At 58.6% G+C, this 21,191-nt stretch carries 19 protein-coding genes, 3 tRNA genes and 1 pseudogene; 21 read left to right on the forward strand and 2 right to left on the reverse strand.

Annotated features, from left to right (window positions below):
* Positions 1-102 precede the first annotated feature (102 nt).
* From ftsH to NR126_RS20765, 16 genes are all read left to right on the forward strand, one after another.
* On the forward strand, positions 103-2,013 hold the full coding sequence (gene ftsH, locus NR126_RS20690; protein WP_033866247.1) for an ATP-dependent zinc metalloprotease FtsH: 1,911 nt from the start codon (positions 103-105) through the stop codon (positions 2,011-2,013).
* Between the two features lie 8 nt (positions 2,014-2,021).
* Positions 2,022-2,873 carry a dihydropteroate synthase gene (folP, locus tag NR126_RS20695; RefSeq protein WP_027619351.1) on the forward strand — a complete coding sequence of 284 codons (852 nt, stop codon included), beginning with the start codon at positions 2,022-2,024 and terminating at the stop codon, positions 2,871-2,873.
* Positions 2,874-2,889: 16 nt separating this feature from the next.
* Complete coding sequence (gene glmM, locus NR126_RS20700; protein WP_027619352.1) at positions 2,890-4,227, forward strand: phosphoglucosamine mutase; 1,338 nt, start codon at positions 2,890-2,892, stop codon at positions 4,225-4,227.
* Between the two features lie 66 nt (positions 4,228-4,293).
* On the forward strand, positions 4,294-5,049 hold the full coding sequence (gene tpiA, locus NR126_RS20705) for a triose-phosphate isomerase (RefSeq protein WP_256831007.1): 756 nt from the start codon (positions 4,294-4,296) through the stop codon (positions 5,047-5,049).
* A 4-nt stretch (positions 5,050-5,053) separates the two neighbouring features.
* Positions 5,054-5,437: a preprotein translocase subunit SecG gene (secG, locus tag NR126_RS20710; RefSeq protein ID WP_081786369.1), complete on the forward strand. Its 384-nt coding sequence runs from the start codon at positions 5,054-5,056 to the stop codon at positions 5,435-5,437.
* Positions 5,438-5,459: 22 nt separating this feature from the next.
* Positions 5,460-5,545, forward strand: a tRNA-Leu gene (locus NR126_RS20715).
* Positions 5,546-5,642: 97 nt separating this feature from the next.
* A tRNA-Met gene (locus tag NR126_RS20720) sits at positions 5,643-5,719 on the forward strand.
* 137 nt (positions 5,720-5,856) lie between these two features.
* Complete coding sequence (gene rimP, locus NR126_RS20725; RefSeq protein WP_027619354.1) at positions 5,857-6,315, forward strand: ribosome maturation factor RimP; 459 nt, start codon at positions 5,857-5,859, stop codon at positions 6,313-6,315.
* 59 nt (positions 6,316-6,374) lie between these two features.
* The gene (gene nusA, locus NR126_RS20730; protein WP_027619355.1) at positions 6,375-7,856 is read left to right on the forward strand and encodes a transcription termination factor NusA; all 1,482 of its coding nucleotides are present in this window, start codon (positions 6,375-6,377) and stop codon (positions 7,854-7,856) included.
* Positions 7,857-7,882: 26 nt separating this feature from the next.
* Positions 7,883-10,399, forward strand: a complete 2,517-nt coding sequence (infB, locus tag NR126_RS20735) for a translation initiation factor IF-2 (RefSeq protein ID WP_027619356.1) — start codon at positions 7,883-7,885, stop codon at positions 10,397-10,399.
* Between the two features lie 159 nt (positions 10,400-10,558).
* Positions 10,559-10,960: a 30S ribosome-binding factor RbfA gene (gene rbfA / locus NR126_RS20740; protein WP_027619357.1), complete on the forward strand. Its 402-nt coding sequence runs from the start codon at positions 10,559-10,561 to the stop codon at positions 10,958-10,960.
* Positions 10,961-10,963: 3 nt separating this feature from the next.
* On the forward strand, positions 10,964-11,881 hold the full coding sequence (truB, locus tag NR126_RS20745; protein ID WP_027619358.1) for a tRNA pseudouridine(55) synthase TruB: 918 nt from the start codon (positions 10,964-10,966) through the stop codon (positions 11,879-11,881).
* Between the two features lie 143 nt (positions 11,882-12,024).
* Complete coding sequence (gene rpsO, locus NR126_RS20750; protein WP_003197723.1) at positions 12,025-12,294, forward strand: 30S ribosomal protein S15; 270 nt, start codon at positions 12,025-12,027, stop codon at positions 12,292-12,294.
* A 196-nt stretch (positions 12,295-12,490) separates the two neighbouring features.
* Positions 12,491-14,596, forward strand: coding sequence for a polyribonucleotide nucleotidyltransferase (gene pnp / locus NR126_RS20755; protein WP_027619359.1), 2,106 nt, complete (start codon positions 12,491-12,493; stop codon positions 14,594-14,596).
* A 138-nt stretch (positions 14,597-14,734) separates the two neighbouring features.
* Positions 14,735-14,810, forward strand: a tRNA-Thr gene (locus tag NR126_RS20760).
* Positions 14,811-14,944: 134 nt separating this feature from the next.
* On the forward strand, positions 14,945-15,250 hold the full coding sequence (locus NR126_RS20765) for a DUF6388 family protein (RefSeq protein WP_027619360.1): 306 nt from the start codon (positions 14,945-14,947) through the stop codon (positions 15,248-15,250).
* Positions 15,251-15,312: 62 nt separating this feature from the next.
* Here the strand turns inward: NR126_RS20765 and nadC are convergent, their stop codons facing one another.
* Positions 15,313-16,161, reverse strand: coding sequence for a carboxylating nicotinate-nucleotide diphosphorylase (gene nadC / locus NR126_RS20770; protein WP_027619361.1), 849 nt, complete (start codon positions 16,159-16,161; stop codon positions 15,313-15,315).
* A gap of 107 nt (positions 16,162-16,268) precedes the next feature.
* On the opposite strand from nadC, the gene ampD reads away from it, so the two are divergent.
* The 5 genes and pseudogenes from ampD (at position 16,269) to NR126_RS20790 (ending at position 20,425) form a co-directional block, all read left to right on the forward strand.
* Positions 16,269-16,829 (forward strand): 1,6-anhydro-N-acetylmuramyl-L-alanine amidase AmpD, encoded by a 561-nt coding sequence (ampD, locus tag NR126_RS20775; protein ID WP_256831008.1) that lies wholly within the window; start codon positions 16,269-16,271, stop codon positions 16,827-16,829.
* The gene (ampE, locus tag NR126_RS20780; RefSeq protein WP_105754835.1) at positions 16,826-17,662 is read left to right on the forward strand and encodes a regulatory signaling modulator protein AmpE; all 837 of its coding nucleotides are present in this window, start codon (positions 16,826-16,828) and stop codon (positions 17,660-17,662) included. Before ampD ends, ampE begins: the two co-directional genes overlap by 4 nt.
* Positions 17,663-18,814: 1,152 nt before the next feature.
* Positions 18,815-19,018 (forward strand): annotated as a pseudogene (locus NR126_RS29030) (HAMP domain-containing protein); the annotation flags it as partial.
* Between the two features lie 153 nt (positions 19,019-19,171).
* On the forward strand, positions 19,172-19,876 hold the full coding sequence (locus NR126_RS29035; RefSeq protein WP_372827015.1) for a methyl-accepting chemotaxis protein: 705 nt from the start codon (positions 19,172-19,174) through the stop codon (positions 19,874-19,876).
* Between the two features lie 147 nt (positions 19,877-20,023).
* Positions 20,024-20,425, forward strand: coding sequence for a hypothetical protein (locus NR126_RS20790; RefSeq protein WP_256831010.1), 402 nt, complete (start codon positions 20,024-20,026; stop codon positions 20,423-20,425).
* On the opposite strand, the gene NR126_RS20795 is transcribed toward NR126_RS20790, so the two are convergent.
* Positions 20,415-21,191 carry a TatD family hydrolase gene (locus NR126_RS20795; RefSeq protein ID WP_256831011.1) on the reverse strand — a complete coding sequence of 259 codons (777 nt, stop codon included), beginning with the start codon at positions 21,189-21,191 and terminating at the stop codon, positions 20,415-20,417. The genes NR126_RS20790 and NR126_RS20795 overlap by 11 nt on opposite strands.

The following is a 21,191-nucleotide window of genomic DNA, read 5'->3' on the forward strand; positions in this document are numbered from 1 at the left end:
CCTGCCAGAGCTGTACGTAATGTAGTAAGTTAGGCCGGTGAATATCATGCGAAGCGCGCGCCAGTTGCGGAGCTTGCTTCAGAGGGTAGTTAATTGAACGATATGGCAAAGAATCTTATCCTGTGGTTGATCATCGCAGCTGTCCTCGTGACAGTGATGAACAACTTCTCCAGCCCTAACGAGCCGCAGACCCTCAACTACTCCGACTTCATCCAGCAAGTCAAGGATGGCAAGGTCGAGCGCGTAGCGGTTGATGGCTACGTCATTACAGGCAAGCGCACGGATGGCGACAGCTTCAAGACCATTCGTCCGGCGATCCAGGACAACGGCCTGATCGGTGATCTCGTGGATAACCACGTTGTCGTCGAAGGCAAGCAACCTGAGCAGCAAAGCATCTGGACTCAATTGCTGGTAGCCAGTTTCCCGATCCTGGTGATCATCGCCGTGTTCATGTTCTTCATGCGCCAGATGCAGGGCGGCGCAGGGGGCAAGGGCGGGCCGATGAGCTTTGGCAAGAGCAAGGCACGCCTGCTTTCCGAAGATCAGGTGAAAACCACCTTGGCTGACGTTGCTGGTTGCGACGAAGCCAAGGAAGAAGTCGGTGAACTGGTCGAGTTCCTGCGCGATCCGGGCAAGTTCCAGCGCCTGGGTGGTCGCATTCCTCGTGGTGTGCTTATGGTCGGCCCGCCAGGTACTGGTAAAACCCTGTTGGCCAAGGCGATTGCCGGCGAGGCCAAAGTGCCTTTCTTCACCATCTCCGGTTCCGACTTCGTCGAAATGTTCGTCGGTGTCGGTGCCAGCCGTGTTCGTGACATGTTCGAGCAGGCGAAAAAACACGCTCCTTGCATCATCTTCATCGATGAGATCGATGCCGTCGGTCGTCACCGTGGTGCTGGCATGGGCGGTGGTCACGACGAGCGTGAACAGACCCTCAACCAGTTGCTGGTAGAGATGGATGGTTTCGAAATGAATGACGGCATCATCGTCATCGCCGCGACCAACCGTCCGGACGTTCTGGACCCTGCGCTGCTGCGTCCTGGTCGTTTCGACCGTCAGGTGGTCGTAGGCCTGCCGGATATTCGTGGTCGCGAACAAATCCTCAAGGTTCACATGCGCAAAGTGCCAATGGGTGACGACGTGGCTCCGGCCGTGATCGCTCGTGGTACGCCTGGTTTCTCCGGTGCCGACCTGGCCAACCTGGTCAACGAAGCGTCGCTGTTCGCTGCCCGTGCCGGCAAGCGCATTGTCGAGATGAAGGAATTCGAACTGGCCAAGGACAAGATCATGATGGGCGCCGAGCGCAAATCCATGGTCATGTCCGAGAAAGAAAAACAGAACACTGCCTATCACGAAGCGGGTCACGCGATCGTTGGTCGAGTGGTGCCTGAGCACGACCCGGTCTACAAGGTGTCGATCATTCCGCGTGGCCGTGCGCTGGGTGTGACGATGTTCCTGCCTGAGGAAGATCGCTACAGCCTTTCCAAGCGTGCACTGATCAGCCAGATCTGCTCGCTGTACGGCGGCCGAATTGCCGAAGAGATGACCCTGGGCTTCGATGGCGTCACTACCGGTGCTTCGAACGACATCATGCGCGCCAGCCAGATTGCGCGGAATATGGTGACCAAGTGGGGTCTTTCGGAAAAACTCGGACCGCTGATGTACGCCGAGGAGGAAGGCGAGGTGTTCCTGGGTCGTGGCGGCGGCGGTCAACACGCCAGCTTCTCCGGCGAAACGGCCAAGCTGATCGACTCCGAAGTGCGCAGCATCATTGACCAGTGCTATGGCACGGCCAAGCAGATCCTGACGGATAATCGCGACAAGCTGGATGCAATGGCTGATGCGCTGATGAAATACGAAACCATCGATGCCGAGCAAATCGAAGACATCATGGCAGGTCGTCCGCCACGCGAGCCGCGTGACTGGTCGGGCGGCACGGGTACTTCCGGTACTCCGCCAGTGGTACAGGATGAACGTCCGCAAACCCCTATCGGTGGCCCGGCTGCCGACGTTTAAGGCTTGAAATGAACTCTGTTCAGTCCTCGACCCGGTTGCCTTGCGGCAACCGGGTTCTTGATTTGGCCCATGCACATGTCATGGGTATTCTCAATGTCACTCCCGATTCCTTCTCCGATGGTGGTCGTTTCAGTCAGCTCGATGCAGCTTTGAAGCACGCCGAGGCGATGGTGTCTGCTGGCGCTACCCTGATTGATGTGGGGGGCGAGTCGACCCGGCCAGGTGCTCGCGCGGTCTCGCCGCTGGAGGAGCTGGAGCGCGTTGCGCCCATCGTCGAGCGGATCCATCGTGAACTTGATGTGATTATTTCGGTCGATACCTCCACTCCGGCGGTCATGCGCGAAACGGCGCGGCTCGGTGCGGGTTTGATCAATGACGTGCGCTCCCTGCGCCGCGACGGCGCGCTGGATGCTGCAGCGGCCACTGGCCTGCCGGTGTGCCTGATGCACATGCTCGGCGAGCCGGGAGATATGCAGGACAATCCCCACTATGCTGATGTAACGCGCGAGGTTGGCGAGTTTCTCGCTGAGCGCGTTGCGCAGTGTGCTGTCGTGGGTATTCCTGCGGAGCGGATAATCCTCGATCCGGGGTTTGGCTTCGCGAAAACCCTGCAACACAACTTGAGCCTGTTCAAGCATATGGAAGACCTGCATCAGCTTGGTCGTCCGCTGCTGGTCGGGGTATCGCGCAAAAGCATGATCGGCCATGCGCTCAATCGCCCTGTTGGCGAGCGGTTGCATGGCGGCCTGGCACTCGCCGCGCTGGCGTTGACCAAGGGTGCGCGCATTTTGCGGGTGCATGACGTGGCCGAAACAGTGGACGTGGTACGGATGATCGCAGCAGTAGAATCAGCCGAATAAGAATGATGGAGCACTTATGACTAAGAAATATTTTGGCACCGACGGCATTCGCGGTCGGGTCGGTACATACCCAATCACTCCTGACTTCATGCTCAAGCTCGGCTGGGCTGCTGGCATGGCGTTTCGCAAGATGGGTGCCTGCAAGGTGCTGGTCGGCAAGGACACGCGTATCTCCGGCTACATGTTTGAGTCGGCACTGGAAGCGGGTCTGACGTCCGCAGGCGCAGATGTGATGTTGCTGGGGCCGATGCCTACACCCGCCATCGCCTATTTGACGCGTACCTTTCATGCGGAGGCGGGCATTGTTATTAGTGCTTCGCATAATCCCCATGACGACAATGGCATCAAGTTCTTTTCCGGCCAGGGCACCAAGCTGCCGGACGAGATCGAGTTGATGATCGAAGAGCTGTTGGATACGCCGATGACGGTGGTTGAGTCGAGCAAGATCGGCAAGGTATCGCGGATCAACGATGCGTCGGGTCGCTACATCGAATTCTGTAAGAGCAGCGTGCCCACCGGCACCAGCTTTGCCGGTTTGAAAATCGTTATCGACTGCGCCCATGGCGCCGTCTACAAGGTCGCCCCCAGCGTCTTTCGCGAGCTCGGTGCCGACGTTGTCGTGCTTTCTGCGCAGCCCAATGGCCTGAACATCAATGACAATTGTGGTTCGACCCACATGGGGCAACTGCAAGCCGCCGTTTTGGCTGAGCAGGCCGATCTGGGTATCGCCTTCGATGGCGATGGTGATCGGGTTTTGATGGTTGATCACACCGGCGCGATTGTCGATGGTGACGAGTTGCTGTTCATCATCGCTCGTGATTTGCACGAACGTGGCCGTTTGCAGGGCGGCGTAGTGGGTACCCTGATGAGCAACCTGGGCCTGGAACTGGCGCTCGAAGAGCTGAAAATTCCTTTTGTGCGAGCCAACGTGGGCGATCGCTACGTGATTGCCGAGTTGCTGGAGCGTGACTGGAAGGTCGGTGGCGAAAATTCGGGGCATATCGTTTGCTTCAATCACACCACCACCGGTGATGCGATCATTGCCGCGCTGCAAGTGTTGATGGCCTTGAAAGATCACGATCAGGGACTGGCTCAGGCGCGTCAGGCATTGCGCAAGTGCCCTCAAGTCCTGATCAATGTGCGTTTCGCGGGCGGCGTCAATCCCGTGGAGCATGCGTCCGTCAAGGAAGCCTGCGAGCGTGTTACCGCCGCGATGGCAGGGCGTGGTCGGGTGTTGTTGCGCAAGTCCGGAACAGAGCCGTTGGTGCGAGTAATGGTCGAAGGCGAGGACGAAACTGTCGTTCGTGGCTACGCCGAAGAGCTGGCAAAACTGGTTGCTGAAGTTTCTGTCTGATTTCGGCTTGCCAGCGCTGATGTGGTTGGGTAACATCTGCGCCCACTTTGACCGACGAGGTACAGCATGCGTCGCCCTATGGTAGCTGGTAACTGGAAGATGCACGGTACCCGCGCCAGCGTCGCTGAGCTGATCGACGGCCTAAGTGACTTGGCCTTGCCGAGCGGTGTTGATGTAGCGGTATTCCCGCCTTTGTTGCATATCAGCCAAGTGGTTGATGGCCTGAAAGGCAAGTCGATTTCAATCGGCGCGCAGAATTCTGCGGTGGAATCCGGACAAGGCGCACTGACCGGTGAGGTCTCGCCAACTCAGTTGGTGGATGCAGGTTGCTCCCTGGTGCTTGTTGGGCACTCCGAGCGCCGCCAGATAATGGGCGAGCAGGACGAAGTGCTGATTCGCAAGTTTGCAGCGGCACAGGCAAGTGGTTTGATTCCGGTGTTGTGCATAGGGGAAACCCTGGAGCAGCGCGAAGCCGGCAAGACCCTTGAGGTTGTCTCGCAGCAGTTGGGCAGCATCATCGACGAGTTGGGTGTTGGTGTGTTTGCAAGCGCAGTAATTGCTTACGAGCCGGTCTGGGCCATTGGTACCGGGCTGACTGCTTCACCGCAACAAGCGCAGGATGTGCATGCAGCCATTCGCGCGCAGTTGGCGGCAGAGAATTCTGAAGTGGCACAAGGTGTGCGACTTCTATACGGCGGCAGCGTGAAGGCGGCCAATGCGGTCGAACTGTTCGGCATGCCGGATATCGATGGGGGGCTCATTGGTGGGGCTTCCCTGAATGCAGATGAGTTCGGTGCGATTTGTCGCGCCGCGGGAAACTGAGAAAATGCTGGAAACAGTCGTAGTCGTTTTTCATCTGCTGGGTGCATTGGGCGTAGTAGCTCTGGTATTGCTGCAGCAGGGTAAGGGTGCGGACGCTGGCGCGTCTTTCGGAGCAGGTGCTTCAAATACTGTGTTCGGAAGCCAAGGTTCCTCTACCTTTCTTAGTAAGTTTACTGCTATACTTGCCGCAGGTTTTTTCATAACCAGCTTAGGGTTAGGTTACTTTGCTAAAGAGAAAGCTCACCAGCTGACTCAAGTAGGTTTGCCAAACCCAGCGGTTCTGGAAGTTCCAGTGCAAAAACCGGCTTCTGATGATGTACCGGTGCTTGAAGAGCAAAAGTCGGCAACTAATGCGACTGACGTACCTCCAGCTCAAGAGCAAAAGTAAGAAGGGTTTCAAACGTAGTATTGCCGAGGTGGTGGAATTGGTAGACACGCAACCTTGAGGTGGTTGTGCCCATAGGGTGTAGGGGTTCGAGTCCCCTTCTCGGTACCAATTAGTCAGGAGAGCCCGCTGTTGCGGGCTTTCTTGCAGGTGGAAGGTTACATTGACCCTGTAGGGGATCGGTCGTATACTTCCGCCCCAGCTTTGTCGCGGGGTGGAGCAGTCTGGTAGCTCGTCGGGCTCATAACCCGAAGGTCGTCGGTTCAAATCCGGCCCCCGCAACCAGTTTCAGGAGCCCCTTTTAAGGGGCTTTTTGTTAGCTGGACACTTTCAACGCCGCTATTCGGCGGCGTTTCAAGGATGGGCATTACGCCCATTTTTTTATTTTCATGGCATGCACATACATGCACTAGGGGGTTCAGGTGTCGAGCAAGCTAGAAGAGTTGCAGGCCTTGCTGGCCCCGGTGGTCGTGGCCCTAGGCTATGAATGCTGGGGTATCGAGTTTTCGGCTCAGGGTCGTCACTCGATGTTGCGCGTTTATATCGATAAAGAAGGCGGAGTGCTGGTGGACGATTGCGCCATTGTCAGCCGTCAGATCAGCGGCGTCCTGGACGTAGAAGATCCAATCTCCGTTGAATACACCCTTGAAGTTTCCTCGCCTGGCATGGAACGCCCGCTGTTCACTCTTGAGCAGTTTGCAAAATTTGCCGGTGAACAAGTGAAGATCAAGCTGCGCTCGCCTTTTGAAGGTCGACGCAACTTTCAGGGCCTTCTGCGCGCTGTAGAAGAGCAGGACGTCGTGGTGCAGGTAGATGACCATGAGTTCCTGTTGCCGATCGAGATGATCGACAAGGCCAACATTATTCCCAGTTTTGACTGAGACGTGCCAGAAACTGCGGATCCCGCGGATCCAATGGCTTGCGAAAGGCGAGGCGTACGATGAGCAAAGAAGTACTGCTGGTTGTTGAGTCGGTATCCAACGAAAAGGGTGTACCGGCAAACGTGATTTTTGAAGCGCTCGAGCTGGCTCTGGCCACTGCTACGAAGAAGCGTTTCGAGGACGAAGTCGATCTGCGTGTGGAAATCAATCGCCACACCGGTGCTTACGAGACATTCCGTCGCTGGACGGTGGTCGAGGAAGACGATCTTGACGATCCTGCCATTGAAACCTGGCCAAGCAAGGTTGCCGAGACGCACCCTGGCGCCAAGGTCGGTGATGTCGTCGAGGAAAAAATCGAATCGATCGAGTTCGGTCGTATCGCTGCACAGACTGCCAAGCAAGTCATCGTGCAGAAAGTTCGCGAGGCTGAGCGTGCCCAGGTGGTTGACGCTTACCGCGAGCGCCTGGGGGAAATCATCTCCGGCACTGTAAAAAAGGTCACCCGCGATAACGTGATCGTCGATCTGGGTAACAACGCCGAGGCGTTGCTGGCTCGTGAAGACATCATTTCTCGCGAAACTTTCCGAGTTGGCGTGCGTTTGCGTGCGCTGCTCAAGGAAATCCGCACCGAGAACCGCGGCCCGCAGTTGATCCTGTCGCGTACCGCACCGGAAATGCTGATCGAGCTGTTCCGCATCGAAGTGCCGGAAATTGCCGAAGGCCTGATCGAAGTAATGGCTGCGTCCCGCGATCCGGGTTCGCGTGCCAAGATCGCCGTCCGCTCCAAGGACAAGCGCATCGACCCGCAAGGTGCCTGCATTGGTATGCGCGGTTCGCGCGTTCAGGCGGTATCCGGTGAGTTGGGCGGTGAGCGTGTGGATATCGTTCTTTGGGACGATAACCCGGCGCAGTTCGTGATCAACGCCATGTCCCCGGCCGAGGTTGCGGCAATTATCGTTGACGAAGATGCCCATGCCATGGACATCGCCGTTGGCGCAGACAATCTGGCTCAGGCCATCGGTCGTGGTGGTCAGAACGTGCGTCTGGCGAGCCAGTTGACTGGCTGGACCCTGAACGTGATGACCGAATCGGACATCCAGGCCAAGCAGCAAGCAGAAACCGGCGACATCCTGCGCAACTTCATCGACGAGCTGGAAGTCGACGAAGATCTGGCCCAGGTGCTGGTTGATGAAGGCTTCACCAGCCTGGAAGAGATTGCCTACGTACCGTTGGAAGAAATGCTCAACATCGATGGCTTTGACGAAGAAACCGTCAACGAGCTTCGCGCTCGTGCCAAGGATCGCTTGTTGACTAAAGCCATCGCTACTGAGGAAAAGCTGGCAGACGCCCATCCGGCCGAAGACCTGCTCTCGCTTGAGGGTATGGACAAGGATTTGGCGATGGAACTGGCGGTGCGCGGCGTAGTTACCCGCGAAGACCTGGCCGAGCAGTCTATTGACGACCTGCTCGACATCGACGGCATTGACGATGATCGTGCCGGCAAGTTGATCATGGCCGCCCGAGCCCATTGGTTCGAGTAATAGGCGCGGCCTGAGGAGAGAAGTGCATGACGCAAGTCACGGTGAAACAACTGGCCTTTGAGGTCAAAACACCGGTAGAGCGCCTGCTGCAGCAGATGCGTGAGGCAGGTCTGCCGCACACCGCCGCCGATGAACATGTGACCGACAGTGAGAAGCAGTCCCTGCTGACTCACTTGAAAAGCAGCCACAAGGCGAAAGTGGAAGAACCGCGCAAAATCACGTTGCAGCGTAAAACCACCAGCACCCTGCGTGTTGCTGGCAGCAAAAGCATCAGCGTTGAAGTTCGCAAGAAGAAAGTCTTCGTACAGCGCAGCCCGGAAGAAATTGAAGCCGAGCGCAAGCGTGAGCTGGACGAACGCCGCGCGGTAGAAAATGCTGCTCGTCAGAAGGCTGAAGAAGAAGCCAAGCTGCGCGCCGAAGAAGAAGCGCGTCGCCAGCCTGCTGCTGCGCAAGCTGCTCCGGCGGCGGCTGTTGCCGCTCCGGCGCCAGTGGCCGAGCCAGTGCGTGAAGCACCGGTGGCTGCTGCACCGGCTCCTGACGCACGCAAGCGTGACGAACAGCGCCGTCCGGACAAACCGCGCGCAGACGATAACAATCGTCGTAGCGGCGGTGGCGATGGCGAGCGCAAAAACGCTCCGCATCGTGCTTCGGTCAAAGAGAAAGCGCCAGCGCCACGTGTTGCGCCACGCACTACCGACGAAGAAAGCGATGGCTTCCGTCGTGGTGGTCGCGGCAAGGCCAAGCTGAAGAAGCGCAACGCTCACGGTTTCCAGAGCCCAACCGGCCCTGTCGTGCGTGAAGTGAAGATCGGCGAAACCATCACTGTTGGCGACCTCGCTCAACAGATGTCGGTCAAGGCTGCTGAAATCATCAAGTTCATGTTCAAACTGGGTACTCCAGCGACCATCAACCAGGTACTGGATCAGGAAACTGCCCAACTGGTTGCCGAGGAGCTGGGCCACAAAGTGACCCTGGTCAGCGACACCGCCCTGGAAGATTCCCTGGCTGAGTCCCTGAAGTTTGAAGGTGAGGCGGTTTCCCGTGCACCAGTCGTGACCGTAATGGGCCACGTTGACCATGGTAAAACCTCCCTGCTCGACTACATCCGTCGTGCCAAGGTTGCTGCTGGCGAAGCCGGTGGCATTACCCAGCACATCGGTGCATACCACGTTGAAACCGACCGTGGCATGGTGACGTTCCTCGATACCCCGGGTCACGCCGCGTTTACCGCAATGCGTGCCCGTGGTGCCAAGGCGACCGACATCGTGATCCTGGTGGTTGCGGCGGACGACGGCGTAATGCCGCAGACCATCGAAGCCGTCCAGCACGCAGTAGCGGCTGGTGTGCCACTGGTGGTTGCAGTGAACAAGATCGACAAGCCGGGTGCAGACCTCGATCGCATCCGTAGCGAACTGTCGGTTCACGGCGTGACCTCGGAAGAGTGGGGCGGCGACACTCCATTCGTACCGGTTTCGGCGAAGATGGGTACTGGCGTCGACGAACTGCTCGAAGCCGTTCTGCTGCAAGCCGAAGTTCTGGAACTGACCGCAACTCCGTCGGCTCCTGGCCGTGGCGTTGTGGTTGAGTCCCGCCTGGACAAGGGCCGTGGTCCGGTTGCAACCGTACTGGTTCAAGACGGTACTCTGCGCCAGGGCGACATGGTGCTGGTCGGTTCGAACTACGGCCGCGTGCGTGCCATGCTCGACGAGAACGGCAAGCCAATCAAGGAAGCCGGTCCGGCTATCCCGGTCGAGATCCTCGGCCTGGACGGTACCCCGGACGCTGGCGACGAGATGAGCGTGGTTGCCGACGAGAAGAAAGCCCGTGAAGTGGCTCTGTTCCGTCAAGGCAAGTTCCGCGAAGTCAAACTGGCTCGCGCTCACGCCGGCAAGCTGGAAAACATCTTCGAGAACATGGGCCAGGAAGAGAAGAAGACGCTTAACATCGTCCTCAAATCCGACGTCCGTGGTTCGTTGGAAGCTCTGCAAGGCGCTCTGAACGGCCTGGGCAACGACGAAGTGCAAGTGCGCGTTGTCGGTGGCGGTGTCGGTGGTATCACCGAGTCCGACGCCAACCTGGCACTGGCTTCCAACGCGGTACTGTTCGGCTTCAACGTGCGTGCCGATGCTGGCGCACGCAAGATCGTCGAGCAGGAAGGTCTGGATATGCGTTACTACAACGTGATCTACGACATCATCGAAGACGTCAAGAAAGCCCTGACCGGTATGCTCGGCAGCGACGTTCGCGAGAACATCCTGGGCGTGGCCGAAGTGCGTGACGTGTTCCGTTCGCCGAAGTTTGGCGCGATCGCCGGTTGCATGGTGATCGAAGGTGTTGTTCACCGTAACCGTCCAATCCGTGTACTGCGCGACGACATCGTTATCTTCGAAGGCGAGCTGGAATCCCTGCGCCGCTTCAAGGATGACGCTTCCGAAGTACGTGCCGGCATGGAATGCGGTATCGGCGTGAAGAGCTACAACGACGTCAAAGTCGGTGACAAGATCGAAGTCTTCGAGAAGGTTCAGGTTGCTCGCAGCCTCTAACTCGCGCACTTCAAGAGCCGCGATGGGCAGCCGCATGCAAATGCACGGCGCATCGCCCGGCCTCTAAACGCAACGCCCGGTCTGGCATTTGTCAGGCCGGGCGTTTGCCGCTTTCAGACCACACGGGTTTCACCGTGAGGCAGTAACAGGTAACAAGACATGGCAAAAGAATACAGCCGTACCCAACGTATCGGCGATCAGATGCAGCGTGAGCTCGCTCAACTGATCCGTCGCGAAGTCAAAGACCCGCGCGTCGGCCTGGTCACCATTACCGCTGTTGAAGTCAGCCGTGACGTCGGTCACGCAAAGATCTTCATCACTGTGATGGGGCAGGACGGTGCAGAAGAAATCGGCCAGAGCATCAAGGTGCTGAACTCCGCCGCCGGTTTCCTGCGCATGCAGTTGGCGCGCGAAATGAAGCTGCGCAGTGTGCCGCAATTGCATTTCCACTACGACGAAAGCGTCGTGCGTGGCGCGCACCTGTCGGCATTGATCGAGCGTGCTGTGGCTGAAGACAGCCAGCATTCGGTTGCGGCAGAAGCCGAAGACACCAAGGAGTAATCGGTGGCTCAGGTCAAGCGTATCCGTCGTAACGTCAGCGGCATCATCCTGCTCGACAAGCCGCTGGGGTTCACCTCCAATGCGGCCTTGCAGAAAGTCCGCTGGCTGCTCAATGCTGAAAAGGCCGGTCACACCGGCAGCCTCGATCCATTGGCGACTGGCGTTCTGCCGTTGTGCTTTGGTGAGGCCACCAAGTTCTCGCAATACCTGCTCGATTCCGACAAGGGCTATGAAACCCTCGCGCAATTGGGCAAGACCACCACCACGGCCGATGCCGAGGGTGAGGTTTTGCAGGAGCGTCCGGTGACCGTTGGTCGCACCGATATCGAAGCGGTTTTGCCCGGTTTTCGTGGGCAAATCAGTCAGATACCGCCGATGTACTCGGCGCTCAAGCGTGATGGCCAGCCGTTGTACAAGCTTGCACGTGCAGGTGAAGTGGTGGAGCGCGAACCGCGATCTGTTACTATTGCGCGCTTGGAATTGCTGGCCTTTGAAGGCGACACTGCGCGTTTTGCCGTGGATTGCAGCAAAGGCACCTATATCCGTACCCTGGTGGAAGATATTGGTGAGCAGCTCGGTTGTGGCGCCTACGTTGCAGAACTGCGACGTACCCAAGCCGGTCCATTCAGCCTGGCCCAGACGGTCACGCTGGAAGAGTTGGAAGCGGTACATGCCGAAGGCGGCAACGAAGCGGTTGATCGCTTCCTGATGCCATCGGACAGCGGCCTGCTGGATTGGCCTCTGCTGCAGTTTTCCGAGGCAAGCTCGTTCTACTGGCTCAATGGCCAGCCGGTACGTGCCCCGGACGCGCCGAAATTTGGCATGGTACGCGTACAGGATCACAATGGTCGCTTCATCGGAATCGGTGAAGTGAGCGAAGACGGGCGCATCGCGCCGCGTCGACTGATTCGGTCGGAATGACCGAAAACCGGTCTGTGTAACAGCAGGCTGGCGAGTGTGGCTGTTAACAGGCACGGTCAACACTCATTTATAGATACAGGGATTTGTCCCTGGCCTGTTGAAACTGTTTTTCTGAAACAGTTTCCTGATAAAAGGATTGCCTCATGGCTCTCGACGTTCAAGAAAAAGCTCAAATCGTAGCTGACTACCAGCAAGCCGTTGGTGACACTGGTTCTCCAGAAGTGCAAGTTGCACTGCTGACCCACAACATCAACAAGCTGCAAGGTCACTTCAAGGCCAACGGTAAAGATCACCACTCCCGTCGTGGTCTGATCCGCATGGTAAACCAGCGTCGTAAGCTGCTGGACTACCTGAAAGGCAAGGACGTGAGCCGTTACAGCGCTCTGATCGCTCGCCTGGGTCTGCGTCGCTAATCAGCGATTGCGCTAGAGGTTGGTTGTCTGTCTTGCGTCAGTGGGTTTCCCACGGGCGCAGGGCAGGCTCCCAGCCTCAAGTTTTATCTGGACACACGTTTTACCAGGACAATACAGGCCGGGCCGATTCCCGGGGTTGCCCAAGAATTTCGCAAGAAACCAGTTCCCCCAAGAGCCACAAAGAAGGTAGGACACCGTGAACCCGGTAATCAAAAAATTCCAGTTCGGTCAGTCGACCGTTACCCTCGAGACTGGCCGTATCGCCCGTCAGGCCTCCGGCGCAGTATTGGTCACCGTTGACGACGACGTCAGCGTATTGGTGACCGTGGTTGGCGCCAAGCAAGCCGATCCAGGCAAGGGCTTCTTCCCTCTGTCTGTTCACTACCAGGAAAAAACCTACGCCGCCGGCAAGATCCCTGGCGGTTTCTTCAAGCGTGAAGGCCGTCCTTCCGAGAAAGAAACCCTGACTTCCCGACTGATCGACCGTCCGATCCGTCCGCTGTTCCCGGAAGGCTTCATGAACGAAGTGCAGGTTGTCTGCACCGTCGTTTCCACCAGCAAGAAGACCGATCCGGACATCGCTGCGATGATCGGTACCTCGGCTGCCCTGGCTATCTCCGGTATTCCTTTCGATGGCCCGATCGGCGCTGCCCGCGTTGCCTTCCACGAAAGCACCGGCTACCTGCTGAACCCGACTTACGAGCAACAGAAAGCTTCGAGCCTGGACATGGTCGTTGCCGGTACCTCGGAAGCGGTACTGATGGTTGAATCGGAAGCCAAAGAGCTGACCGAAGACCAGATGCTGGGCGCGGTACTGTTCGCCCACGACGAGTTCCAGGTGGTGATCAACGCCGTCAAGGAACTGGCAGCCGAAGCGGCCAAGCCAACCTGGACCTGGGCTCCACAACCGGAAGCCACCGAACTGCTGGGCGCTATCCGTGCCGAGTTCGGCGAAGCGATCTCCCAGGCCTACACCATCACCATCAAGGCCGACCGCTATGCGCGTCTGGGCGAGCTGCGTGACCAGGTCGTTGCCAAGCTGTCCGGCGAAGAAGGCCAGCCTTCTTCCAGCGAAGTCAAAGCGGCTTTCGGTGAAATTGAATACCGCACCGTTCGCGAAAACATCGTTAACGGCAAGCCACGTATCGACGGTCGCGACACCCGCACCGTGCGTCCGCTGAACATCGAAGTCGGCGTTCTGCCAAAGACCCACGGTTCGGCACTGTTCACCCGTGGCGAAACCCAGGCACTGGTTGTTGCAACCCTGGGCACCGCCCGTGACGCGCAACTGCTGGACACCCTGGAAGGCGAGAAAAAAGACCCGTTCATGCTGCACTACAACTTCCCTCCGTTCTCGGTGGGCGAGTGTGGTCGCATGGGTGGCGCTGGTCGTCGCGAAATCGGTCACGGCCGTCTGGCCCGTCGTTCGGTTCAGGCCATGTTGCCTGCCGCTGACGTGTTCCCGTACACCATTCGTGTGGTGTCGGAAATCACCGAATCCAACGGTTCCAGCTCGATGGCTTCCGTTTGCGGTGCTTCCCTGGCCCTGATGGACGCCGGTGTGCCGATGAAGGCGCCGGTTGCCGGTATCGCCATGGGTCTGGTTAAAGAAGGCGAGAAATTCGCAGTCCTGACCGACATCCTGGGTGACGAAGACCACCTGGGCGACATGGACTTCAAAGTAGCCGGTACCTCGAAAGGTGTGACCGCGCTGCAGATGGACATCAAGATCAAGGGCATCACCGAAGAGATCATGGAAATCGCTCTGGGCCAAGCCCTGGAAGCGCGCCTGAACATCCTCGGCCAGATGAACCAGATCATTGGCCAGTCGCGTACCGAGCTGTCGGAAAACGCTCCGACCATGATCGCGATGAAGATCGATACCGACAAAATCCGTGATGTTATCGGTAAAGGCGGCGCGACCATTCGTGCGATCTGTGAAGAAACCAAGGCTTCGATCGACATCGAAGACGACGGTTCGATCAAGATTTTCGGTGAAACCAAGGAAGCGGCTGAAGCGGCACGTCAGCGCGTACTGGGCATCACCGCTGAAGCCGAGATCGGCAAGATCTACGTCGGCAAGGTTGAGCGCATCGTCGACTTCGGCGCGTTCGTCAACATCCTGCCAGGTAAGGACGGTCTGGTTCACATCTCGATGCTGAGCGACGCTCGCGTTGAGAAAGTGACCGACATCCTGAAAGAAGGCCAGGAAGTGGAAGTGCTGGTACTGGACGTGGACAACCGCGGTCGTATCAAGCTGTCCATCAAGGACGTAGCAGCAGCCAAGGCGTCGGGCGTTTAATCACCCCCAACGTTTGAGCGCTACAACCTTGTAAGAAATGCCCCGCACCGAAAGCTGCGGGGTATTTTTTTGCCTGCAGGAAAATCACACCTCGGGGAAGTTGCCTGGCCTCAAGGTCAGTGCTAGGTTTAGCCCACCGCCCGTGTAGCTCAGCCGGTAGAGCAGCGCACTCGTAACGCGAAGGTCGCAGGTTCGATTCCTGTCTCGGGCACCAGGCACCACTTGTTTTCAAATGATCCCGAATGGTTCTGAAGGCCAGGTAAGCCAGATAGCACGCGGTTTATTTGCGTCAGAGAGATCCTTGATGATCCACATCCATCTTCCATTCCCCAGATCAACGAGAACGTCATGACCGACAAGACATTGACCCAAGAAGCCAGGCACGAGAAAGCACTCAAGCAGTACGCACTGGAAACGCCTGATTTGATTGAAGAGATCAAGGACTTGAGTCCTGACGATCAGAAAGACCAGATCCAGTGGGCGTTCGAGGATGAGGCCGAAGCTCAGGGCTTGCAGCCGTGGGAGCTGACCCTCAAGTACACCTCGACGCCAGAGGAATTCGAAGCGCAGCGTCTTGTATTGCACAAGGAGGCGGCAGAAGTGCTGGGTGTCGAGTGGGATGAGTACTGCGAGATGAATAATCTTGTAGTTTAGAAGCAGTTGCGAGCGGCAAGTCAGCAGCAAAGCTGCTTCGAACTTGCCGCTTGTAGCTGTTCTCAGATCGCCAGGCGCATCGAAAGATCGACTGCTTTAACATCCTTGGTCATCGCGCCAATTGAGATGTAGTCCACACCGGTCTCGGCAATCGGCCGCAAGGTGCTTTCATTGACACCGCCGCTGGCTTCCAGCTTGGCCTTGCCCGCGTTCAGGCGCACGGCTTCGCGCATGTCATCCAGGCTCAGTTCATCAAGCATGATGATGTCGGCACCCGCCGCCAGGGCTTCCTTGAGCTCCGACAGATTCTCCACTTCCACTTCCACCGGCTTGCCTGGGGCGATCTTGTGCGCGGCGGCGATGGCTTGGGCGATACCGCCGCAAGCCGCGATGTGGTTTTCCTTGATCAGAAACGCGTCGTACAAGCCAATACGGTGGTTGTGGCAGCCGCCGCAGGTCACCGCGTATTTTTGCGCCAGACGCAGTCCCGGCAGGGTCTTGCGGGTGTCGAGCAGTTTGACCTGGGTATCGGCGACGAAGTCGGCCAGGTATTGCGCGCGGGTAGCAACACCAGAGAGCAGTTGTATGAAGTTCAGCGCGCACCGCTCGCCCGTCAGTAGCGAGCGGGCCGGACCTTCGAGGTGAAACAGCACTTGATTGGGATTCACTCGCTCACCGTCGCGCACCTGCCAATGGACGGCAACCCGCGGATCGAGCTGGCGAAACACCGCGTCGACCCAGGCAGTACCGCAGATGACTGCGGCGTCACGGGTGATGATGGTGGCCTTGGCCAGGCGCTCGGCGGGGATCAACTGGGCGGTGATGTCGCCGCTGCCGATGTCTTCCAGCAACGCACGGCGCACGTTGGCTTCGATTTCGGCGGTCAGGTCGGCGAGGCGTAGATTCGGCATAACGTGCTCCACAAACAAAGTGGCCCGATTATAGGGCAAGTGATCGCAACCGGGGGGGCGATCGCGGCATACTGAACGCTGTCAAAGCCGTTGTCGAAGGAACCCGTATGCAGTTGGACCGCGTGAGCGGTTGGTTTGATGGTGTGCATCATTGCCCGTCGCCCAACTTCAATGCCCGCCCCTCAGGTGAAGTCTCCCTGCTGGTGATCCACAACATCAGCCTGCCCCCGGCGCAATTCGCCACGGGCAAGGTGCAGGAGTTTTTCCAGAATCGCCTGGATGTCACCGAACATCCCTACTTTGCAGGGATCGCCGACCTGCGCGTTTCTGCACACTTTCTCATCGAACGTGACGGCGCGATCACGCAGTTTGTCTCTTGTCTTGATCGCGCCTGGCATGCCGGCGTTTCGCGGTTTGACGAGCGTGAAGGGTGTAATGATTTTTCCCTGGGCATCGAGCTGGAGGGCACTGATGATTTGCCGTTCAGCGACGCCCAGTATCAGGCTCTGACGGATCTGACCCGGCAGTTGCAGGCGGCGTTCAGTGCCATTACCACCGAACGTATCCAGGGCCACAGCGATATCGCGCCTGGACGCAAGACTGACCCGGGACCGGCATTCGACTGGACGCGTTATCGCGCCGCGCTGAAGCAAGGAGAAGCACAATGAGTTTTGTGGTGTTGTTGCTGGCCGTATGGATCGAGAAATTCTCGGCGCTGCGCCATCGGCTGCAGCGTGACGGTGGTTGGCTGCGTGAGCTGGGCAAGCTGGAGAGCAGTCCCCGGCTGGCCAATCGTCCGTGGCTGGTGCTGGTGCTGACGATTTTGATACCGGTGGCCTTGCTCGGCTTGTTGCTGGTGGTGCTGGATCCAGTGGCCTATGGCTTGCTGGCCTTGCCTGTGCATTTACTGGTGGTGATCTACAGCCTGGGTCGCGGCGACCTGCTCGGCGAACTGGGACCCTTTCGTGATGCCTGGCGCCGTGAAGACCTGCAAGCAGCGGCGCATGTCGCCGAGCGTGACCTGGGTATCTGCGCCGACAGTGGGGAGCAGTTGCTGCAGCAGGTGCAGAGCCATTTGTTGTGGCAGGCCTATCAGAGCTTTTTCGCGGTGATTTTCTGGTATTTCCTGCTCGGGCCGGTGGCAGCGCTGAGCTACCGCTTGCTGGCCCTCGCCGCCGAGCACAGCCGCAATCCGGCGGTCGCCGAGCGCGCAGCCCAACTGCGGCATGCCTTCGACTGGTTGCCGGTGCGGCTGTTGGCGGCAAGTTTTGCCCTGGTTGGCAACTTCGTCGCGGTCAGCCGGGTCATGCTCCATGAACTGTTGAACTGGAATATCAGTGCCGCACAATTGATCGACAAGGCCGGCAAGGTTGCCGGCGAGATACCGGCGCCGGTGGCGGGGCCGGAGGGCATCAACAGTCTGGATCAGTTGTGGGAGCTGCTGCTGCGCGCAGCTATTGTCTGGTACGCCGGCTTTGCCCTGTGGACCGTATTGCTCTGAAACGTTTTTAGTCCCCCTTTAAGTCAGCGAGACGCCCCATTCGGCGTCTCGCGCCGACCGTTAACCTTAAGTTACAAACCCTCCCGCCGATTTAAGTTATACAGAGGCAGCGCGCCGTAGTGGCTATCTGCTTGCTCTGTGCTGCCTGCTCATAAAAATAAGAAACGCAAAGGGGGACTTCTTTTGAAGAGTTTGCTCTATCCCGCCGTGGCCCTGATGAATCGCTTGAGCTTCGGCATGAAGTTCAGCCTGATCAGTGTGCTGTTCCTGGTGCCCATGCTGGTGACCAACTTCTACCTGGTACGCGATTCCTATCATGAGTTCCGGGGCACCCAGGTTGAATTGCACAGCCTGGACCTGCTCGGGAGCGGCCTGGCCCTGCGCCACGACCTGGAAACCCTGAACAATCTGGTGCAGATCAACACCACCCTGGGGCAATCCGGCAAAGCCGGGGCGATCGAGACCACGATCTACACCCTTGAGCAGACCATTCTCAATCGCCTGCAAAACCTTACGGCGATCAGCAGCGACCTGGAGCAGGTCCGCGTCTTCGAGAGCAAGCGCGACGACATGCTCGCTGCGTTCAAGGCGCAGCAGGCGGAAACCTCTCTGCAAAGCAAAAGCGCGTTGATCGGCAAGCTGCTCGGCAATGCGCAGATCTTCGGGCAACTGATTGCCAGCCAGGCGGGTCTCAGTCGCGATAATCAAGGTGATATCCGGCAGTTGAGCGAACTGCTGACTGCCGTCACTCCGCGCATTACCCAGACCATCGGTGAAGGGCGGGCAATGGGTGCCTATTCCCTGGGCCAGGGCTTCCTCAATTCCGCGTCGTCGACTCGGTTCGATGAACTGCTGGCGCAGCTTGAGAAGCTCCAGGCTGAGTATGGGCTCAAGGTTCAGGATGCGCTGGGTGCCAGCACCGCCTCACGCCAGGCACTCGAGTCTGCGGCCAATGCCAGCCACGCCACGCTCAAACAAGCCAGTGAGCTGTTTGAGGAGCAGGTGGTGATGGCCGATACACTCGATGCGCCCTGGCAGGGCTTCTACGATCAAGTGACCGGGCTGATGGAAAAGACTTATCAGCTCAATGAGGCGACCTTGAAGTATCTTTCCGTGCAGTTGCAGCAGCGCCTGGAGCAGAACCGCACGCACATGGTCCTGCAGGTCGGGGCGTTGTCCGTGGTGTTCGTGCTGATTTTCTACCTGTACGGCGGTTTCTACGCATCCACCCGCACCACCCTCAAACGCCTGGGGGGCGTCATGGACAAGGTCGCTGGCGGTGACATGACGGTGACCTTCAACGCCCACAGCCGCGATGAGCTGGGTGAGTTGGGCAATGTGTTCAATGGCACCGTGGCGAAGATTCATGACCTGATCGAGCTGGTGGGTAAAACCGTCAACGAGGTCGAGCGCCAGGCCGGGCAAGTGCAGAACGTATCGGCCCAGAGCAACCAGGCGGTGGCCGGCCAGCGCTCGCAAATCGAGCAAGTGGCGACGGCCATGAACCAGATGTCGGCCACCGCGCAAGAGGTCGCCCGCAGTGCTGCAGCGGCGGTGAGCAGTGCTCAGAGTGTCAACGATGAAACCATCAGCGGGCGTGTGCTGGTCGAATCCCAGCAAGGCAGCATCGCCCAACTGGCCCAGGAAATCGACGCCTCGGTGCAGGTGATCAATCAGTTGGCCAGCGACAGCCAGTCCATCAGCCGCGTGCTGGAGGTGATCAAGAGCATTGCCGAGCAGACCAATCTGCTCGCCCTCAATGCGGCCATCGAGGCGGCGCGTGCCGGTGAGCAGGGTCGCGGTTTTGCGGTGGTGGCCGATGAGGTGCGGACCCTGGCCAAGCGCACTCAGCAGTCGACCGAAGAAATCGAGCAAATGATCGGCAAGCTGCACGGTGGCGTAGGCGCGGCGGTGAAAGCCATGGGCATCAGTCATCAAATGGCCAGTGGCACGGTCGGCCAGTCGGAAAAAGTCCAGAAAGCCTTGGAAAACATCCTCGGCGCGGTGGGCATGATCGTCGATCAGAACCAGCAAATTGCCGCTGCCGTCGAGCAGCAGACCGCCGTCGCTCATGACATCGACCGGAACATCGTCGAGATCAATCACGCCGGTGAGCGCACCGCCGAAGGCGCGCACCAGACTGAGGATGCCAGCCGCGCTTTGTCGGCCCAGGTAGTGCAATTGAAGCAGTTGATTGGTGCGTTTCGGGTATGAGCCAATGAAGAGGCTGTAGTACAGGTTACTTGTACGAGTGGTCCCGATCCTGTTTTACGGCAGGATCGGGATTGTCGTCTTCAATGAAAGGACGTTCACCGTTCTACTGACTGCCCATCGATGTGCAAAACTCTGAAGGACATGGCCATGACAGCTGCATTTCTGGGTATCAAGGGGCGTTGCGCCCACTGCCAGTTCACCCTGGAACTCAAGACATGGGAGCTCAACGCCATGGCCATCAATGAGAGCTTTGCCTGCAGTCACTGTCAGAAATCTCTGCGCCTCAGTTGTCCGACCCAGATAAGGCGACTCAAGGCGCTCGACTCGCTGGCGATGCTGCGCGCGAGCCTGCGGGTGATGATCGCCACGGCGTTATTGGTGGCCCTGGTCATGGAGTGGGTGGGGATGCTGACGGGTATCGAGCAACTGAATTTTTCGCTGATCGCCGTGTTGATCTACTTCGCGGTCATGCTCATTGCCCGGCGGCGCCAGCACCTGACCTTGATCCTGCAAGCTGCCAAGGCTCACACCGACACCTTTACCAGTTGAACAACTGACAGGCGTTGGCGGTACTGGCGGCGGCCAGCTGCTCCGGGCTGATGCCCATGATCGCGGCCAGGGCGGCGCAAATTGCCGGCAGGTGGGCAGGGCTGTTGCGTTGCCCGGGGTACATGGCCGGCGCCATGTCGGGTGAATCGGTTTCCAGCACCACCGCGTCCAGCGGCAAACCGGCGATTACCTTATGCATGCGCAAGGCTTGCGGCCAGGTGGCGGCACCGCCCAGGCCCAGCTTGAAGCCGAGCTTGATGTACTCCAGTGCTTCCTCCCGGCTGCCGGCGAAGGCGTGGATGATCCCGCCGCGTTGCAGCTTGAAGCGTTTCAAGGTGGCAATGACCTGAGCATGACTGCGCCGTACGTGCAGCAGCGCCGGTAGCTGGAAGTCGCAGGCCAGTTGCAGTTGCGCTTCGAACAGCGTTTGCTGGCGCTGGCGATCCAGTGTCGGCAAGTAGTAGTCCAGGCCGAACTCGCCTACCGCACAGAGTTGCCGATGCCCGGCCAGGCGGCTCAACCAGTCAGCCAGTTGCCGCAGATCGTCGGGCTGGTGTTCGTCGAGGTAGACCGGGTGCAGGCCGAAGGCAGCGTGCAGGTCTGGATCACGTTGCACCAGGTCCCAGACCCGCTGCCAGTTGCGTTGATAGACCCCTAGCACCACCATGCGCCGCACCCCCAGGGCGCGGCTTTGAGCGAGCAGCGCCTGGCGGTCGTCATCGAAGTCGGCGAAATCCAGATGGGTGTGGCTGTCGATCAGCTCCAC

The organism is Pseudomonas sp. Pse1 (genome assembly GCF_024519635.1).
Lineage (GTDB): Bacteria > Pseudomonadota > Gammaproteobacteria > Pseudomonadales > Pseudomonadaceae > Aquipseudomonas.